We start from the raw sequence: 13,460 nt of genomic DNA on the forward strand, positions 1-13,460 counted from the left end.
CGCATGTCCACTTTACATTCAGTCGATTTAGTACGTTTAGCAGACGATATCAAGGCTTGGGGGCGGGCGCTAGGCTTTCAGCACGTTGGTATCAGTGATATTGACCTGGATCAGCACGAGAAATACCTCGAAGCCTGGCTGGAGAAGGGCTATCACGGCGATATGGCCTTCATGGCCGCCCACGGCACCAAACGCTCTCGCCCCGGTGAACTGGTTCCCGGTACACTTCGGGTGATCAGTGTGCGTATGGATTATTTGCCTCCTGACGCTTCGTTTGCCAGGCACCTGTCAGACAGCAGCATTGCCTATATTAGTCGCTACGCATTAGGACGGGATTATCATAAAGTGCTGCGCAAGCGCTTGAAGCAACTGGGCGAAAAAATTGAAAAGGAACTGGCAGATACCGCGTTCCGCCCCTTCGTAGACTCGGCACCAGTGTTAGAGCATGCGATAGCCGAAAAAGCCGGTATTGGCTGGACCGGCAAACATTCACTCACACTTTCCAGAGAGGCCGGATCATGGTTTTTCCTGGGTGAATTATTTATTAACTTGCCGCTGCCCACAGATTCGCCTGTAGAAGAAGGCTGTGGTAGCTGCAACGCCTGCATGACCATCTGTCCAACCCAGGCCATCGTGGCCCCGTATACCGTAGATGCCAGAAAATGCATTTCCTATTTAACCATAGAATTTGATGGCATCATTCCTGAAGAGTACCGCGAGGCCATGGGTAACCGCATCTATGGTTGTGATGACTGTCAGTTAGTGTGTCCCTGGAATCGCTATGCAAACGTGACTGAAGAAGACGATTTCCTGCCACGAAAAGCGCTTCATGGTGAAACCTTGCTGAACCTGTTTTACTGGGATGAAGCGACGTTTTTAAAAAATACCGAAGGCTCACCCATACGCCGTATTGGTTTTCAGAAATGGCAACGAAATATCGCTATCGCGCTGGGCAATGCGGAATATGACACTGATATCGTAAGTGCACTTCAGAGCCGGCTCCCACAGTCTTCCGACTTACTGCGCCCACATTTAGAGTGGGCACTTAAAAGACAAAAGACAAAGGAAGAACGTCGTGATGCAGAGGAAAACCGGCAACTATTACGCCTGACTCGTGTGGTAAAAAAAGGGTTACCCAGAGATGCCTGACACCACTGACACGGCTAACGCTACGCATACATAGCAGTTAACACGTCAGAACGCTTTCAGGAACCGCGTTCTGATTTTAAGTGCAGCACAAAATGCGTGCGGTTGCCATCGCTTGACGTACTGCTGGAGGTTCCGGAATACGCCCACCACGGCTCTTCCTTCATCTCATTTATAATGCTTTCAAAGCGCTGATGTTCGCCTTCAAACTGACCGATCAGCTGGCATTGTGCGTCGTCGCACTGAATTGAGTGTAGATACACATTGTCGCCATCCGGATGCAGGGTAAAGAAATCTGCGAGCTGGGTAGCCGCTTCAAAGTTTTGTTCATTTTCATCAAAGTTATCAGCCCAGTCAGATTGCGCATCATGCTGCTCTTTACGGGTAACACTTCCTGCCATCACGGCTTCCACCGACTTCTGAGCCGGTGCGATCTCTTCTGCTACCTCCATGTCTGCTGAAGAAGGGATAGCATTGATAGTCTCAGCAGCTTTCACCGTTGAAATCACATTTGCACTGAGTACGTCCGCAATGTCGTCGGCTTTTGTCATGGGCCTGGCCTTTGTCTCCATGGCACTGGCCACACGCACTTTGTCCGCTTCACTGGTTTCAAGCTTTGCTCGATAGTAGCCAAACTGGTATCCCGCGACAGCAATAAAAATAACCAGCGGTATCAACACCCAGGTTTTCATTTCACCCTCGCCTTATTTGTTGTGATAGGGACGACTTAATTCATGAACCGCATTGACGAATACCCCGGCATTTTCCGGTGGCACATCAAGATGAATCCCGTGACCGAGATTAAAAACATGACCACTTCCACTGCCGTATCCTTCAAGAATAGTAGCCACTTCCTGCCTGATACGCTCAGGGCTGGCATACAGCATAGAAGGGTCCATATTACCCTGTAATGCCACCTTGTCACCTACTCTCTTTCTGGCGTCATCAATATTAATTGTCCAGTCCAGTCCTACAGCATCACAACCTGTTGCCGCAATGGCCTCTAACCATTGTCCGCCATTTTTAGTGAATAGTGTTACCGGCACCTTTCGGCCATCGGCTTCACGTGTTAATCCAGACACAATTTTGTGCATGTACTGCAGCGAAAAGTCTTGGTAGTCACGTGGCGACAGTACGCCGCCCCAGGTATCAAAAATCATCACTGATTGCGCGCCGGCGTCAATTTGTGCATTCAGGTAAGACGTGACCGAGTCAGCCAGTTTATCGAGTAATAAATGCAGAGTCGCCGGTTCGGCAAAGGCCATTTTCTTGATTTTAGTGAACGCTTTGCTGCTTCCGCCCTCGACCATGTAGGTTGCCAGTGTCCACGGGCTGCCAGAAAAGCCAATTAAGGGCACATCGCCCTGTAGTTCGCGACGAATCGTTCTTACCGCATTCATCACGTACTGTAATTCTCCTTCAGGATCGGGGATCCCAATTTTATCAACATCCGCCTTGCAGGTAATCGGGTTACGAAAACGTGGCCCTTCGCCGGTTTCAAAGTATAGACCCAGTCCCATCGCATCCGGGATAGTCAGGATATCTGAAAACAGGATTGCGGCATCCAGAGGAAAACGACGCAGAGGCTGCAGTGTCACTTCGCAAGCCAGCTCAGCATTTTTACAAAGCGACATGAAATCGCCGGCTTCAGCGCGGGTAGCTTTATATTCTGGCAAATAACGCCCGGCCTGCCGCATCATCCATACAGGTGTCGCGTCGACTGGCTGCTTCTGCAATGCGCGCAGATAGCGGTCATTTTTTAATTGTGGACGTTGTGGATTTGTAGAATCGTCTGCCATGTTTTCCTCTGTCAACACTGCTTAGCCTATGAGATACGGCGCGAGTATATCAATTAATCCTGTCTTCGGGGTGGAAAAAAACCAAATACCGCTGATGCGAATCGTCCTCTTTTTGACGCTGTCCCTCTGAAGGTTATTGCGATGCATCAACTCAGACTTTTTTTGTAATTTTTACAACAATTTCCTCAGCGAATTTGTATTTTTTTCATACTAAAAGATAATTTTACTTGCTTTGGTAGTAAGCGTTTGCTAGTTTGGTAATCAGCAACAACAAAGAAGCCCGGTAACGGGACCGATGCTAAAACTACTGGAACCCTGCCTTGTGCAGGGTTTTTATTTTTCGTTTCTGAATTCTCTCCGCCAGCATTAGGTTTGCCAAAACATACGGAAATTCCATTACTGCTCATTTTGCAGTTTTGCGACTGTCGCCGCAATTAACTGGCCAGCAATCGACAGCTTGGGTGGCGTTTTCGGCAGGGCATCGAGACTGAACCACTGCGCATCATCAATTTCATTTTCTTCACGCACAATCTCTCCTCCAGCATATTCGGCGATATACCCCACCATCAATGAATGCGGGAACGGCCAGGGCTGACTGCCAAAGTACTCGATATTTTTTACCCTGACACCGACTTCCTCCAGCACCTCACGGTGTACGGCCTCTTCCAGGCTTTCGCCACTCTCCACGAAGCCAGCAAGGGTTGAGTACATATTGGTTTCACGATGACGCACTCCACGGGCTAACAGCAGTTTTTCATTATCGTGTATCGCCACGATAATGCAGGGCGATACCCGCGGATAACACCGATGCTGGCACTGGTGGCAGTGCATCGCCATTTCCCAGTCGACTTGCTCCATCGGGCTTCCGCACTGTCCACAAAAGCGGTGGGTTCTGAGAAAGTGCACGTACTGCCAGGCTCTGCCTACCATACTGAATGCATCAGCAGGGGTATTCATCAGCACATCCCGCAGAGTGACGGCATCCCAATCGCTTTCTTCAATTCGTTCGCTGCCCATATCTACAACATAGGTAGGGTGCCCGCTGACAGAGGCCTCTTCCTCCAGCGGCGATAGCTGACGCACGTCACCGGCGTAAGCAGAAAGAAACGGAAACGCATCAAATGTTGTGACCGGCGGCGTACTTTCTCCTTTCGCCACCACCAGCCGACTTCGGGAAAAAATCAGCCAGCGTGCACGACGGGTCAAATCCTGCTGTGACATTTTTTTCATCATTGACGTTAATACTCTCTTGTTTTCATTCCTCTCAGACTATCACACAATTGCGGTCAGGCGAGGGCCAGACCACGCGCGAAACCATGTTGTCTCTGTTGAAGGCGTGTCGTCGTACGGCGTTAAAAAGGCAAATTTGTGCTGCGACTTTGCAGTGTTATACTGAAAACAAACCGAGACGACAGCACGTCTTTTATAACCAGGCAGATAAGCATGTTAAACAAACTGGAACAAGCTAAGGACAAGTGGGGCGGCAGGCACAGTACTATTGATAACTGGTTACATGCCCGGCAAACGCTTCTCATCAAATATTGCGAACTAGCAGGCTTATCCGGTGGTCACGATCAGGCACAGCAGTCCAATGCACTTCCTGATGCAACGGCTATTGATGCTTTTTGTGAGGCAATGATGGATTACCTTTCTGCAGGGCATTTTGAGGTTTACGATATGCTGGTCAGTGATGACACTGAGGGTAAAGCCCTGAAGCGCCGGATTTATCCGGAAATTGCGGTTACCACAGATAGTGCGCTAACCTTCAATGACGCCTACACTGATGCGGTCTCTGCTGAGCAAGCCTCAAAGTTTGATAACGATCTGGCTGCGCTGGGAGAAACCCTGGAAGCGCGCTTTGAACTGGAAGACCAGCTCATCGAACATATGTATCACGCAGAGCAAGCCCTTATTTCTGAGGAATCTGCCGGGTGAACACCTTTACAATACGAATAACACAGCGCTCTTAGCTGGGAGCATTGATAACATATGATGGTACTTTGTTGATGAACAATGCGACACACGTCAGTGCAACACTTATCAGTAAAGCCAGGGCTTATTGTGAACAGCGTAATGCCCGGTTTACTCCGCTTCGCGAAAAAGTTTACCAGATATTACTAAGCAAGCATGGCCCCATGGGCGCATATGAACTTCTTGATGCCTTAAAAGAAACGGAATCCAGCGCCAAGCCTGCAACCGTCTATCGTGCGCTTGATTTTTTGCTGGATTTTGGGTTTATTCACCGGCTTGAATCTACTAACGCCTTTGTCGCCTGCTACCATTTCGGTTGCCACCATCCGGTACAGTTCCTAATTTGCGACAGTTGTGGTGACGTTGCAGAGATACAGTCTGAAGGACTACAGGATACACTGGATAAACAGGCCAAAGCACACGGCTTTGCCGTATCAAAACAAACCATTGAAGCGCACGGACTTTGTGCTGACTGCCAGGAGACAGATTGCGCTGAGTCCAAGGAGCACTCGCATGAATGCTGATTTTGTAAACCCGTTTATTTCGGGTCTCTTGAACGTTATGGAAACCATGGCCCAGACCAAATTAACGCCCGGGAAGCCTAAACGTAAGCAAAGTGACATCGCAAAAGGCGATGTATCAGGTCTGATTGGCATGGTTGGGCCAGAGGTCAGAGGCTCAATGTCCATCACGTTTGATGAATCACTGGCACTCACGATTATGGAACGCATGGTGGGTGAGCGGCCGGATAAAATAGACGCAGAAGTCGGCGACATGGTTGGCGAAGTAACGAATATGATTTGTGGCAACGCCAAGCGGGATCTTGCCGAGCGCGGCTACGAATTCGGTATGGCAACGCCAATTGTTGTCTCTGGAAAGCAACACAGTATCAGCCACCAGGTTGATGGTGCGAAGATTATACTCCCCTTTATGTGTGATGAGGGGCTTGCTCACCTGGAAATTTGTTTTGACAAATAACCCGTTCTGGCACTCTGATAACATTATACTGCCCCCCTACCCCAGGGGGTTTCACATTATCACCCAAGATATTCTGGATGCCTTACCCCAAATCCGTAACGTAGAAGTTGGCCTTCTTCATCTTTGGTTACAACACACCAGCGCCAGCCTGACAGTGAATGAAAATGCAGATCCTTCAGTCAGAACTGATCTTGAATCGTTCTTCAACCATACAGTAAAAGAAGATTCTGCTTATTTTATTCACACTTATGAAGGCAGCGATGATATGCCTGCTCACATTAAATCGAGTATAATGGGTTGTGAAGTAACTATCCCCGTTCAACAGGGAAAACTTCAGCTTGGCACCTGGCAGGGCATTACGCTAGGTGAACACCGCAACCAGGGAGGCGCTCGCCGCATAGTCGCCACTCTGCAAGGCGTACTGAGGTAAACTTCAGACACCGTTGCCGATTACAACAATGGCATGATGTGTGCTTATTTACCAGCATTATCAAAATATTGGTAACACTCAACGTTATACAGGATGTGACTATGAAAAAAACATTTACTTTAGCAGCACTCTCCCTTGCTGTTCTTTCATCGTATACCCACGCTCAGGAAACCACTGCGCCAGACTATGAAAACTGGATCGGTATTTTTGGTACAAAATACAAAACCTCTCCTGACCGTCCGCTTGACCAGGGCATTTATGACGACGGCGAAGGCTTTGGTCTGGAATACGGTTTCCGATTCACTCAAAGCTGGGCGGCACGTGTAGAATATACCGCGCTGGAATTGGATTATCTCGAAGGTTCCACGGCAGCACGTAATGACAGCGGACACATGATCGGTGCCGATGCCATGTATTTCATGCCCAATGATTGGTGGTATCTGTTTGGTGGTTTGAAACACCAAAGCATGGACGAGTCATTTACGCTGGGTAATATCGGTATTGGTAAACACTGGAATGCTGGTGAGAAAGTGAAGTTTATCACTGAAATTGCGGCTTATCAGGACTTCGGTGAAGACTACAATGATTACAGCGTGAAGCTGGGTCTGGCGATTGCGTTTGGCGGTACAGGATCAGGTTCATCATCTTCTGCTTCTAAAGACAGCGACAATGATGGCGTGATCGATAGCCGCGACCAATGCCCGATGACACCAATGGGCGTAGCGGTAGACTCCACAGGTTGTGCGGTTGATGCTGACAACGACGGCGTTATGAACAATATGGATCAGTGTCCGAACACTCCTGCTGGTGTAGAAGTAGATGCACGCGGTTGTGAAGTCACCATTCAAGACAGTGATAACGACGGCGTGGCTGATGCCAACGACCAGTGCGCTGATACTCCTATGGGAGATAAGGTAGACAGCACAGGTTGTACCGTATTTGACGAAGAAGATGTGTCTATCACGCTTCGCGTGTTGTTTGATAACGAAAGCTCAGTAGTTAAGCAACCAAACGATCCTGAAATTCAGGAATTTGCTAACTTCATGAAGCGCTACGGTAACACCACTGCAGTCATCGAAGGTCACACATCTGCGCCAGGTTCAGAGTCATACAACATGGAGCTGTCACAAGCACGTGCTGATGCGTTCCGTGACGTTATGATTCAGCGCTACGATATCGAGCCAGACCGTCTTGAGACTGTTGGTTATGGTGAGACGCAACTACTGGATACCTCTGGTACAGCAGAAGCGCACCGTGTTAACCGCCGTATCTCAGTAACGGTATCGGGTACAGTTAAAGTGCCTGAAGAGCGTTAATTAGTAATAGTTAATAGTTAACTAAAAAGCACCGCCTCTTGCGGTGCTTTTTTTTGTAAAACAAAATCTATTTAATTTCTGCACAGTTAAAGGAAAAAATGGAAAGAGGGGCTAACCCCATGAGTTATCGACAACAGAGATAGTTACATCGTTACTTGTCAAAAAAAAGAGATGTTACGGCGCTTGCGCTAGTAAGCGTCTTCGATGGCGGGTCCCGCGTAATTATCAAAACGGGAAAACTGCCCCTGGAAAGTAAGACGGCTGGTACCAATCGGACCGTTACGTTGCTTACCAATGATGATTTCCGCGACACCTTTGTCCTCACTGTTTTCGTGATACACCTCATCGCGGTAAATAAACATGATCAAGTCAGCATCCTGCTCGATAGAACCGGACTCACGCAGGTCGGAGTTAACCGGACGTTTATCGGCACGCTGTTCCAGTGTACGGTTAAGCTGAGACAGCGCCACAACCGGGACTTCCAGTTCTTTCGCCAGTGCCTTTAGTGAGCGGGAAATCTCTGCAATTTCCAGCGTACGGTTATCACTCAATGACGGCACCCGCATTAACTGCAGATAATCCACCATAATCATACTGATACCGCCACGCTCTCTGGCGAGTTTACGCGCCCGGCTGCGCACGTCCATCGGTGTCAGACCGGACGAATCATCGATAAACAGATTATCGTTGTCTTTCAGCATTGCCATGGTGTTGGAAATACGTGCCCAGTCTTCATCGTCTAATTGCGCAGTACGGATCTTGGTTTGATCAACCCGGCTAAGTGATGCCAGCATACGCATCATGATTTGCTCTGATGGCATCTCAAGTGAAAACACCAACACCGGCTTTTTCTCTGCCAACATGGCGTTTTCGACCAGGTTCATCGCAAACGTAGTTTTCCCCATGGAGGGACGCGCAGCGACAATGATCAAATCTGACGGCTGCAAGCCACTGGTCTTTTTATCCAAATCGGTAAAACCCGTGGTAACACCGGTCACTTCTTTGTTGGTCTTTATCAGCGCTTCGAGTCGATCGATGGTTTTACCAAGAACAGACTCAACGTCTCGGGGTCCTTCATTTTCGCCGGTACGTTTTTCCGCTATCTCAAATACCCGGCTTTCGGCGAAATCCAGAATATCGGCACTGTTACGCCCTTCCGGATTATATCCAACCTCTGCAATTTCGTGGGCAACGCCAATAAGCTCGCGGGTAATAGCGCGCTCGCTGATTATTTTGGCATACGACACCACATTGGCTGAGCTGGGGGTGTTCTTGGCCAGCTCGCCCAAATAGGCAAAGCCTCCGGCATCTTCCAGTTCATCATGCTTTTCCAGTTGTTCTGATACCGTGATAAGGTCAACAGGATGACTATCGCCAAGCAAGCGCATGATAGCGCGGAAAATTATCTGATGTGACCGGTTATAGAAGTCTCTGTCGGTGATAAGCTCAGCGACTTTGTCCCAACTCTCAGGGTCGATAAGCATGCTGCCAAGAACAGACTGTTCCGCCTCGATACTATGAGGTGGAACTTTCAATTTCTCGATGTTCTTATCACTTTGTGTTTGGGACACCACTTTCACAACGTCATTTCAGGTTTATGCGGGCCGAACATTATGCGCTATTTGCTGCGAAATTAACATCGGCCATGGAGAAAAAAGTCACTCCCCGCCCTCTTGCTAAAGGTGCCCTCTCTACCCCTTTGTCGTTGTTCTGATGAGCCGCCCAACACAGGATTTTCTGATATGTTTTTACATACCGACAGTGATGTCGCCGTGTTCGCTAAGGCTTTAGGCTAGACTTTAACTTTTGTTTTATCGGAAAATTCACTCAGATAAGAACGATCGGTCAGGTTTTCCTATGCTCTCTCAAGAGACAGAACCCGCCCAGAAATCTGCCGGAATATGCCGTATTCAGCCCGAAACTGTCCCGTTTTTTAATGAAAGTAACCTTTTTCCTTCCACCAAAGGCAGGTATATTGCCATGCTAAACATAAAATAATTCATGAATCGGCCCAGGGACAGGCTTAGAAACAGTGGTGTCGACGTAGTGTACAGGCTTTTATTTTTATTCCTTTTTTTCTTACTCATCGCCTCGGGCGTCCACGCGTCAAGCGATATTGAGACGCGCTATGAGGCCGAGCGTGACCGCTTGCTGTCTCTCCCCTACGACGATCGCCTGTCCGCCCTTCAGGCCAGTGATGTTTTCGATACCACTTCGGTACTTGGTAAATACTTTTACGATTCGGTCTATTTCAACGCGGCGCGCGGAGATAGTGGGTACGCGTTATCTGACTCAGAACTCGCAACTTTAAAAAGCAGCTACCCGCGGATGTTTCTGGAGCACGAGATTATGCAGGTGTGGTCTTCACTTGCTCCCCTTGACGAGATAGAAAGCGAACTCAGGATCTTTGCTGATATCGCGCAGGAAAACGACTGGCCCCGCATCAGGCGACTGGCAACGTCTTTTCTTGTCAGCACGATGATTGAGCAAGGCCATTATTATTCCGCCATCATGGTAATGGAAGAGGTCAGTCAAATGGCGGTAAGACAGGATCACTATCAGACCGTATTTGATTACCCTTTAATTGTACTGTACTGGGATATGGCAGATGCGTACTACTGGTCTGGAAATTATCATCAGGCAGAAGTCTATTGCCTCAAGTTTCAAAGCATTGTGCCGGATGACGATTATAACCGCATGCAGGGCGAACTTTGCAAAGCCCGTAATCAATACAAGCTGGCTAATTACCAGTCCATGCTGCAAGTCAGCAGCGCTGTGCTGGATGAAGCGCTGAAAACCGGTCATCTCACGCTGGCATTAAGCGCGCAAAAATTCATTTCAGCCGGTCATTTAGAACTGGGAAATATCCAGTTAGCGAAAGAGTTCGCTGAAAACTCACTTCGTTTTGCCAATCAGAACGAACTGGCGTATCCGGAAGATCTCTTTGACATTCATAATCTGCTCGCCAGAACCGCAACTGCCAACGGCAATCTGGATGCAGCACTTACCCATCTCTCTGTAATGGAAAAGAATAACCGCCATGCAAAGGGATCGCAGTTTGACAGAAAGTTAAATGAAGTAAGGGCTGAAGTTGCCTCTCTGCAGGGAGATCATCAGTTGGCAGCCAGTTTGTACAAAACCATGCTTAAAGAAGAGCAGGACCCGAAGGCAGCTGTAGTAGCCTGGCAGGACTTTGAGACTATCGCTGACAAACTGTCTGCTCAGGAAGCCTCTTTGCTTAAGGTCAAATCTCAACTCGATCGCGCACAATCCAGAAATATGACTACAGTGGCGCTGTTTACAACAACCCTGAGCATTGTCGGCTTCATTGCGTTTTGGCGGATCCTCAGACAAAAACAAAAAATTGAGAACTTTTCCCGCCTGGATCATTTAACCAGCGTCAGTAACCGCTGGCATGCACTGGATATTATCCGGCGCAGGCTATCTACCATGGACAGACGTTCAGATGTTTCCTGCGTTGCACTGATTGATGTCGATCACTTTAAGCAAATTAATGATCAGTTTGGTCATGACGCCGGAGATAGCATGCTTATCCATATCGCCAAACTGTTTAAATACCAGATCCGTCGTCAGGACGTATTTGGTCGTTACGGTGGGGAAGAGTTTGTGATGCTTCTGGACAACACTGAGCTTAGCCATGCCGAACAGAAAGTAGAAGAGCTGCGCGCTATCCTGGCTGCTCACCGGGTAGATGGCATGGAGAGTGTCCTACCGCTTCGCTTCTCATGCGGACTGGTAGAGGTATCAGCAAATGCTGATATCGCTGACGTTATCAGCCAGTGCGACAGCTTGCTTTACAAGGCAAAGCACAACGGTCGCAACAGGACAGAGTCGGCAATATACACACCCGCACAGCAACAGCAACGTGCCTAAATCGACGCCACGGCAGGTGCCGCCTCATTATTGCTTTTCTCAAGCATAAAGAATACGCCGTCCCAGGTTAAGTACGTAACAACGTCTTCCTGCATCAGTAACGTTTGCCCGGGCATAAGAGAGTTATCATTGCACTGCAATTCAATGCGGATGATGTCCCCCTGCTCAAAGTTCAATCTGTCCCGACGGATGCGGTATGCAGACTGAAACGTTTCTTCATCCATCGTTTCACGTTTATACGTAGGTGCCAGACAGGATTCCTGTGCCAGCTGTGCACGCTCAGTATTATAACTGAATGATTTTCCCAGCCAGCTGTCCGCCTCTGTCTGAGACATCGCGGTAATGCCTGGCAAGGTAGCTTCTGTAACTACCCAGGTGCCTTCATACACTTCTGGTACGTCGGTCTTACAACTGACCAGAGAAATGGCGATTCCCAAAAACGCCGTAAAAAATAATGCTGCTTTGCTTATCGGGAAGTGAGTCATAACGAGTAACGCTCTCCATGTGGCTCCTGCTTTGCCAAATTGCGTTTCCTTATCCGGGCGTAATTACGCGCAGACATTATCTGAGGAAATTAGCAGGATTAACTGTATTGTCTGATATCCCTTGCCTGTCACATTGTGTTGACAGGCCACGCTCTGACCAGAGACGATTTTGAGTTTGATAAGTTCCCTTTGACCCGTCCGGGTGACTGGATTTTGCGATTAATTCCGGCTTCTGCAGACATTGCGAAAAGGAAAATTTCATTCGATACAACAGCGACCCCAAGGTAGGATCAGTATCTAAACCGCTATACGGGGTAATGCATATAACGTCAAAAAGGATATCCCGTTAACAGAAAAGGTGGGGGCACATCAGGAAAATTCAAGGGGCGCCGCTGTCGCCCCTCTGGTAGTCATACAGAATATGCTGACCTCGCGTGAACTACTTCACACCCAGCTGAATTCTTCCGCTTACAGTGGAAACATCTACCCTGCCATCACCACCATTATGCGTAAACTCCAGCCAGCGACGCGGGCCATACTTGGCTTTTTGCATTTCATCGTCAGAGATGTCGTTAATAATACGTCCTCCGGCGTGAGCCTGAATATCAAAGCGGGCTGACACTGAACGCTGGAAAGCCAGGCTCATGCTGCCCCCTACTGACGACGCGCGGACATCGCCTTTCGGTGCCAGCGTCATTGCAGCCTCAACGCGTCCGTTTACCGTTTCAATATTCAAGTCCGTAATGGTGTCCAGCGCCAGGTCGATATTGCCATTCACAGACGTCACCTTAACCTCAGGGCTGTTGGTACGGATATCAATGTCGCCGTTCACCGAATCCAACCGTAAGTCTTTGCTGCCTCGATGCTCGCCGTTGATGTCGCCGTTCACGGTTTCAACAGCCACATCTCCTTCAACATCGCGCAGTGTGATATCACCGTTAACTGACTCCAGGCTAACACGCCCATTCACTTTCTTAACGTCAACGTCCCCATTAATGACCTCGACATTGACGGTATGCTGAAGATCTTGCAGGCTGACATCCGCATTAATCGAGGTGTAATCGACAAAGCTGGCACGGGGCACATAAATTTTCAGGTCATCGCCATCGCTTTTCTTCCAATTGCGCCAGTGCCCCGGGTCTTTGGCTATCTCTACCTTGATAACAATATCGTTGCCGTCTTTTTCAAAGATAAACTCTTCGGTGTCGTCACTAAGCTGACCGGTTACCTGCACTTCGTTCTTATCCCACCCGATAATGTCAGCGCTGCCGTTCAAATGTTCAATTTCTACATACGGGCTGTCAGAGGTGGTGATACGCTGATCGACCTGCTCGCGGGCGAAACCGGCGTGGCTAAACACAACAATACCAAGCCCCAGTAACAACTGACGTTGCACGCTTACTGATTTCAGTTTTGCTAATATATTCATCATCATTCTACC

At 48.6% G+C, this 13,460-nt stretch carries 14 protein-coding genes; 7 read left to right on the forward strand and 7 right to left on the reverse strand.

Annotation, left to right across the window (positions count from 1 at the left end):
• The first annotated feature begins 3 nt into the window (after positions 1-3).
• Complete coding sequence (queG, locus tag ACLBLI_RS17345; RefSeq protein ID WP_414828785.1) at positions 4-1,149, forward strand: tRNA epoxyqueuosine(34) reductase QueG; 1,146 nt, start codon at positions 4-6, stop codon at positions 1,147-1,149.
• 56 nt (positions 1,150-1,205) lie between these two features.
• On the opposite strand, the gene ACLBLI_RS17350 is transcribed toward queG, so the two are convergent.
• The 4 genes from ACLBLI_RS17350 to nudC all read right to left on the reverse strand — a co-directional run bounded on the left by ACLBLI_RS17350 (position 1,206) and on the right by nudC (position 4,178).
• The gene (locus ACLBLI_RS17350; RefSeq protein WP_414828786.1) at positions 1,206-1,838 is read right to left on the reverse strand and encodes a hypothetical protein; all 633 of its coding nucleotides are present in this window, start codon (positions 1,836-1,838) and stop codon (positions 1,206-1,208) included.
• A gap of 12 nt (positions 1,839-1,850) precedes the next feature.
• Positions 1,851-2,945 (reverse strand): uroporphyrinogen decarboxylase, encoded by a 1,095-nt coding sequence (gene hemE / locus ACLBLI_RS17355; protein ID WP_414828787.1) that lies wholly within the window; start codon positions 2,943-2,945, stop codon positions 1,851-1,853.
• A 185-nt stretch (positions 2,946-3,130) separates the two neighbouring features.
• Positions 3,131-3,352, reverse strand: a complete 222-nt coding sequence (locus ACLBLI_RS17360) for a hypothetical protein (RefSeq protein WP_414828788.1) — start codon at positions 3,350-3,352, stop codon at positions 3,131-3,133.
• On the reverse strand, positions 3,342-4,178 hold the full coding sequence (gene nudC / locus ACLBLI_RS17365) for an NAD(+) diphosphatase (protein WP_414828789.1): 837 nt from the start codon (positions 4,176-4,178) through the stop codon (positions 3,342-3,344). Before nudC ends, ACLBLI_RS17360 begins: the two co-directional genes overlap by 11 nt.
• A gap of 210 nt (positions 4,179-4,388) precedes the next feature.
• Here nudC and rsd point away from each other — a divergent pair, with 210 nt between their 5' ends.
• The 5 genes from rsd to ACLBLI_RS17390 all read left to right on the forward strand — a co-directional run bounded on the left by rsd (position 4,389) and on the right by ACLBLI_RS17390 (position 7,640).
• Positions 4,389-4,880, forward strand: a complete 492-nt coding sequence (gene rsd / locus ACLBLI_RS17370) for a sigma D regulator (RefSeq protein ID WP_414828790.1) — start codon at positions 4,389-4,391, stop codon at positions 4,878-4,880.
• Positions 4,881-4,951: 71 nt separating this feature from the next.
• Positions 4,952-5,440: a transcriptional repressor gene (locus tag ACLBLI_RS17375; protein WP_414828791.1), complete on the forward strand. Its 489-nt coding sequence runs from the start codon at positions 4,952-4,954 to the stop codon at positions 5,438-5,440.
• Positions 5,430-5,894, forward strand: coding sequence for a chemotaxis protein CheX (locus ACLBLI_RS17380; protein ID WP_414828792.1), 465 nt, complete (start codon positions 5,430-5,432; stop codon positions 5,892-5,894). The genes ACLBLI_RS17375 and ACLBLI_RS17380 overlap by 11 nt, the downstream gene beginning before the upstream one ends.
• Complete coding sequence (locus ACLBLI_RS17385; protein ID WP_414828793.1) at positions 5,884-6,324, forward strand: secondary thiamine-phosphate synthase enzyme YjbQ; 441 nt, start codon at positions 5,884-5,886, stop codon at positions 6,322-6,324. The genes ACLBLI_RS17380 and ACLBLI_RS17385 overlap by 11 nt, the downstream gene beginning before the upstream one ends.
• 101 nt (positions 6,325-6,425) lie before the next feature.
• Positions 6,426-7,640, forward strand: coding sequence for an OmpA family protein (locus ACLBLI_RS17390; RefSeq protein ID WP_414828794.1), 1,215 nt, complete (start codon positions 6,426-6,428; stop codon positions 7,638-7,640).
• 188 nt (positions 7,641-7,828) lie between these two features.
• Here ACLBLI_RS17390 and dnaB read toward each other — a convergent pair whose 3' ends face one another.
• Positions 7,829-9,220: a replicative DNA helicase gene (gene dnaB / locus ACLBLI_RS17395; protein ID WP_414828795.1), complete on the reverse strand. Its 1,392-nt coding sequence runs from the start codon at positions 9,218-9,220 to the stop codon at positions 7,829-7,831.
• A 466-nt stretch (positions 9,221-9,686) separates the two neighbouring features.
• Here dnaB and ACLBLI_RS17400 point away from each other — a divergent pair, with 466 nt between their 5' ends.
• Complete coding sequence (locus tag ACLBLI_RS17400; protein WP_414828796.1) at positions 9,687-11,534, forward strand: GGDEF domain-containing protein; 1,848 nt, start codon at positions 9,687-9,689, stop codon at positions 11,532-11,534.
• On the opposite strand, the gene ACLBLI_RS17405 is transcribed toward ACLBLI_RS17400, so the two are convergent.
• The gene (locus tag ACLBLI_RS17405; protein WP_414828797.1) at positions 11,531-12,019 is read right to left on the reverse strand and encodes a hypothetical protein; all 489 of its coding nucleotides are present in this window, start codon (positions 12,017-12,019) and stop codon (positions 11,531-11,533) included. The two genes, ACLBLI_RS17400 and ACLBLI_RS17405, sit on opposite strands and share 4 nt — an antisense overlap.
• Before the next feature lie 439 nt (positions 12,020-12,458).
• Positions 12,459-13,454 (reverse strand): DUF4097 family beta strand repeat-containing protein, encoded by a 996-nt coding sequence (locus tag ACLBLI_RS17410; RefSeq protein ID WP_414828798.1) that lies wholly within the window; start codon positions 13,452-13,454, stop codon positions 12,459-12,461.
• Between the last annotated feature and the right edge of the window lie 6 nt (positions 13,455-13,460).

It is taken from the genome of Alteromonas sp. H39 (genome assembly GCF_047556435.1).
Lineage (GTDB): Bacteria > Pseudomonadota > Gammaproteobacteria > Enterobacterales > Alteromonadaceae > Alteromonas.

What these genes read in the sequence shown, in the direction of transcription:
- queG (WP_414828785.1), top strand. Translation starts at nt 4, where the DNA reads ATGTCCACTTTACATTCAGTCGATTTAGTACGTTTAGCAGACGATATC.
- ACLBLI_RS17350 (WP_414828786.1), bottom strand. Translation starts at nt 1,838, where the DNA reads ATGAAAACCTGGGTGTTGATACCGCTGGTTATTTTTATTGCTGTCGCG.
- hemE (WP_414828787.1), bottom strand. Translation starts at nt 2,945, where the DNA reads ATGGCAGACGATTCTACAAATCCACAACGTCCACAATTAAAAAATGAC.
- ACLBLI_RS17360 (WP_414828788.1), bottom strand. Translation starts at nt 3,352, where the DNA reads ATGAGCAGTAATGGAATTTCCGTATGTTTTGGCAAACCTAATGCTGGC.
- nudC (WP_414828789.1), bottom strand. Translation starts at nt 4,178, where the DNA reads ATGATGAAAAAAATGTCACAGCAGGATTTGACCCGTCGTGCACGCTGG.
- rsd (WP_414828790.1), top strand. Translation starts at nt 4,389, where the DNA reads ATGTTAAACAAACTGGAACAAGCTAAGGACAAGTGGGGCGGCAGGCAC.
- ACLBLI_RS17375 (WP_414828791.1), top strand. Translation starts at nt 4,952, where the DNA reads ATGAACAATGCGACACACGTCAGTGCAACACTTATCAGTAAAGCCAGG.
- ACLBLI_RS17380 (WP_414828792.1), top strand. Translation starts at nt 5,430, where the DNA reads ATGAATGCTGATTTTGTAAACCCGTTTATTTCGGGTCTCTTGAACGTT.
- ACLBLI_RS17390 (WP_414828794.1), top strand. Translation starts at nt 6,426, where the DNA reads ATGAAAAAAACATTTACTTTAGCAGCACTCTCCCTTGCTGTTCTTTCA.
- ACLBLI_RS17405 (WP_414828797.1), bottom strand. Translation starts at nt 12,019, where the DNA reads ATGACTCACTTCCCGATAAGCAAAGCAGCATTATTTTTTACGGCGTTT.
- ACLBLI_RS17410 (WP_414828798.1), bottom strand. Translation starts at nt 13,454, where the DNA reads ATGATGATGAATATATTAGCAAAACTGAAATCAGTAAGCGTGCAACGT.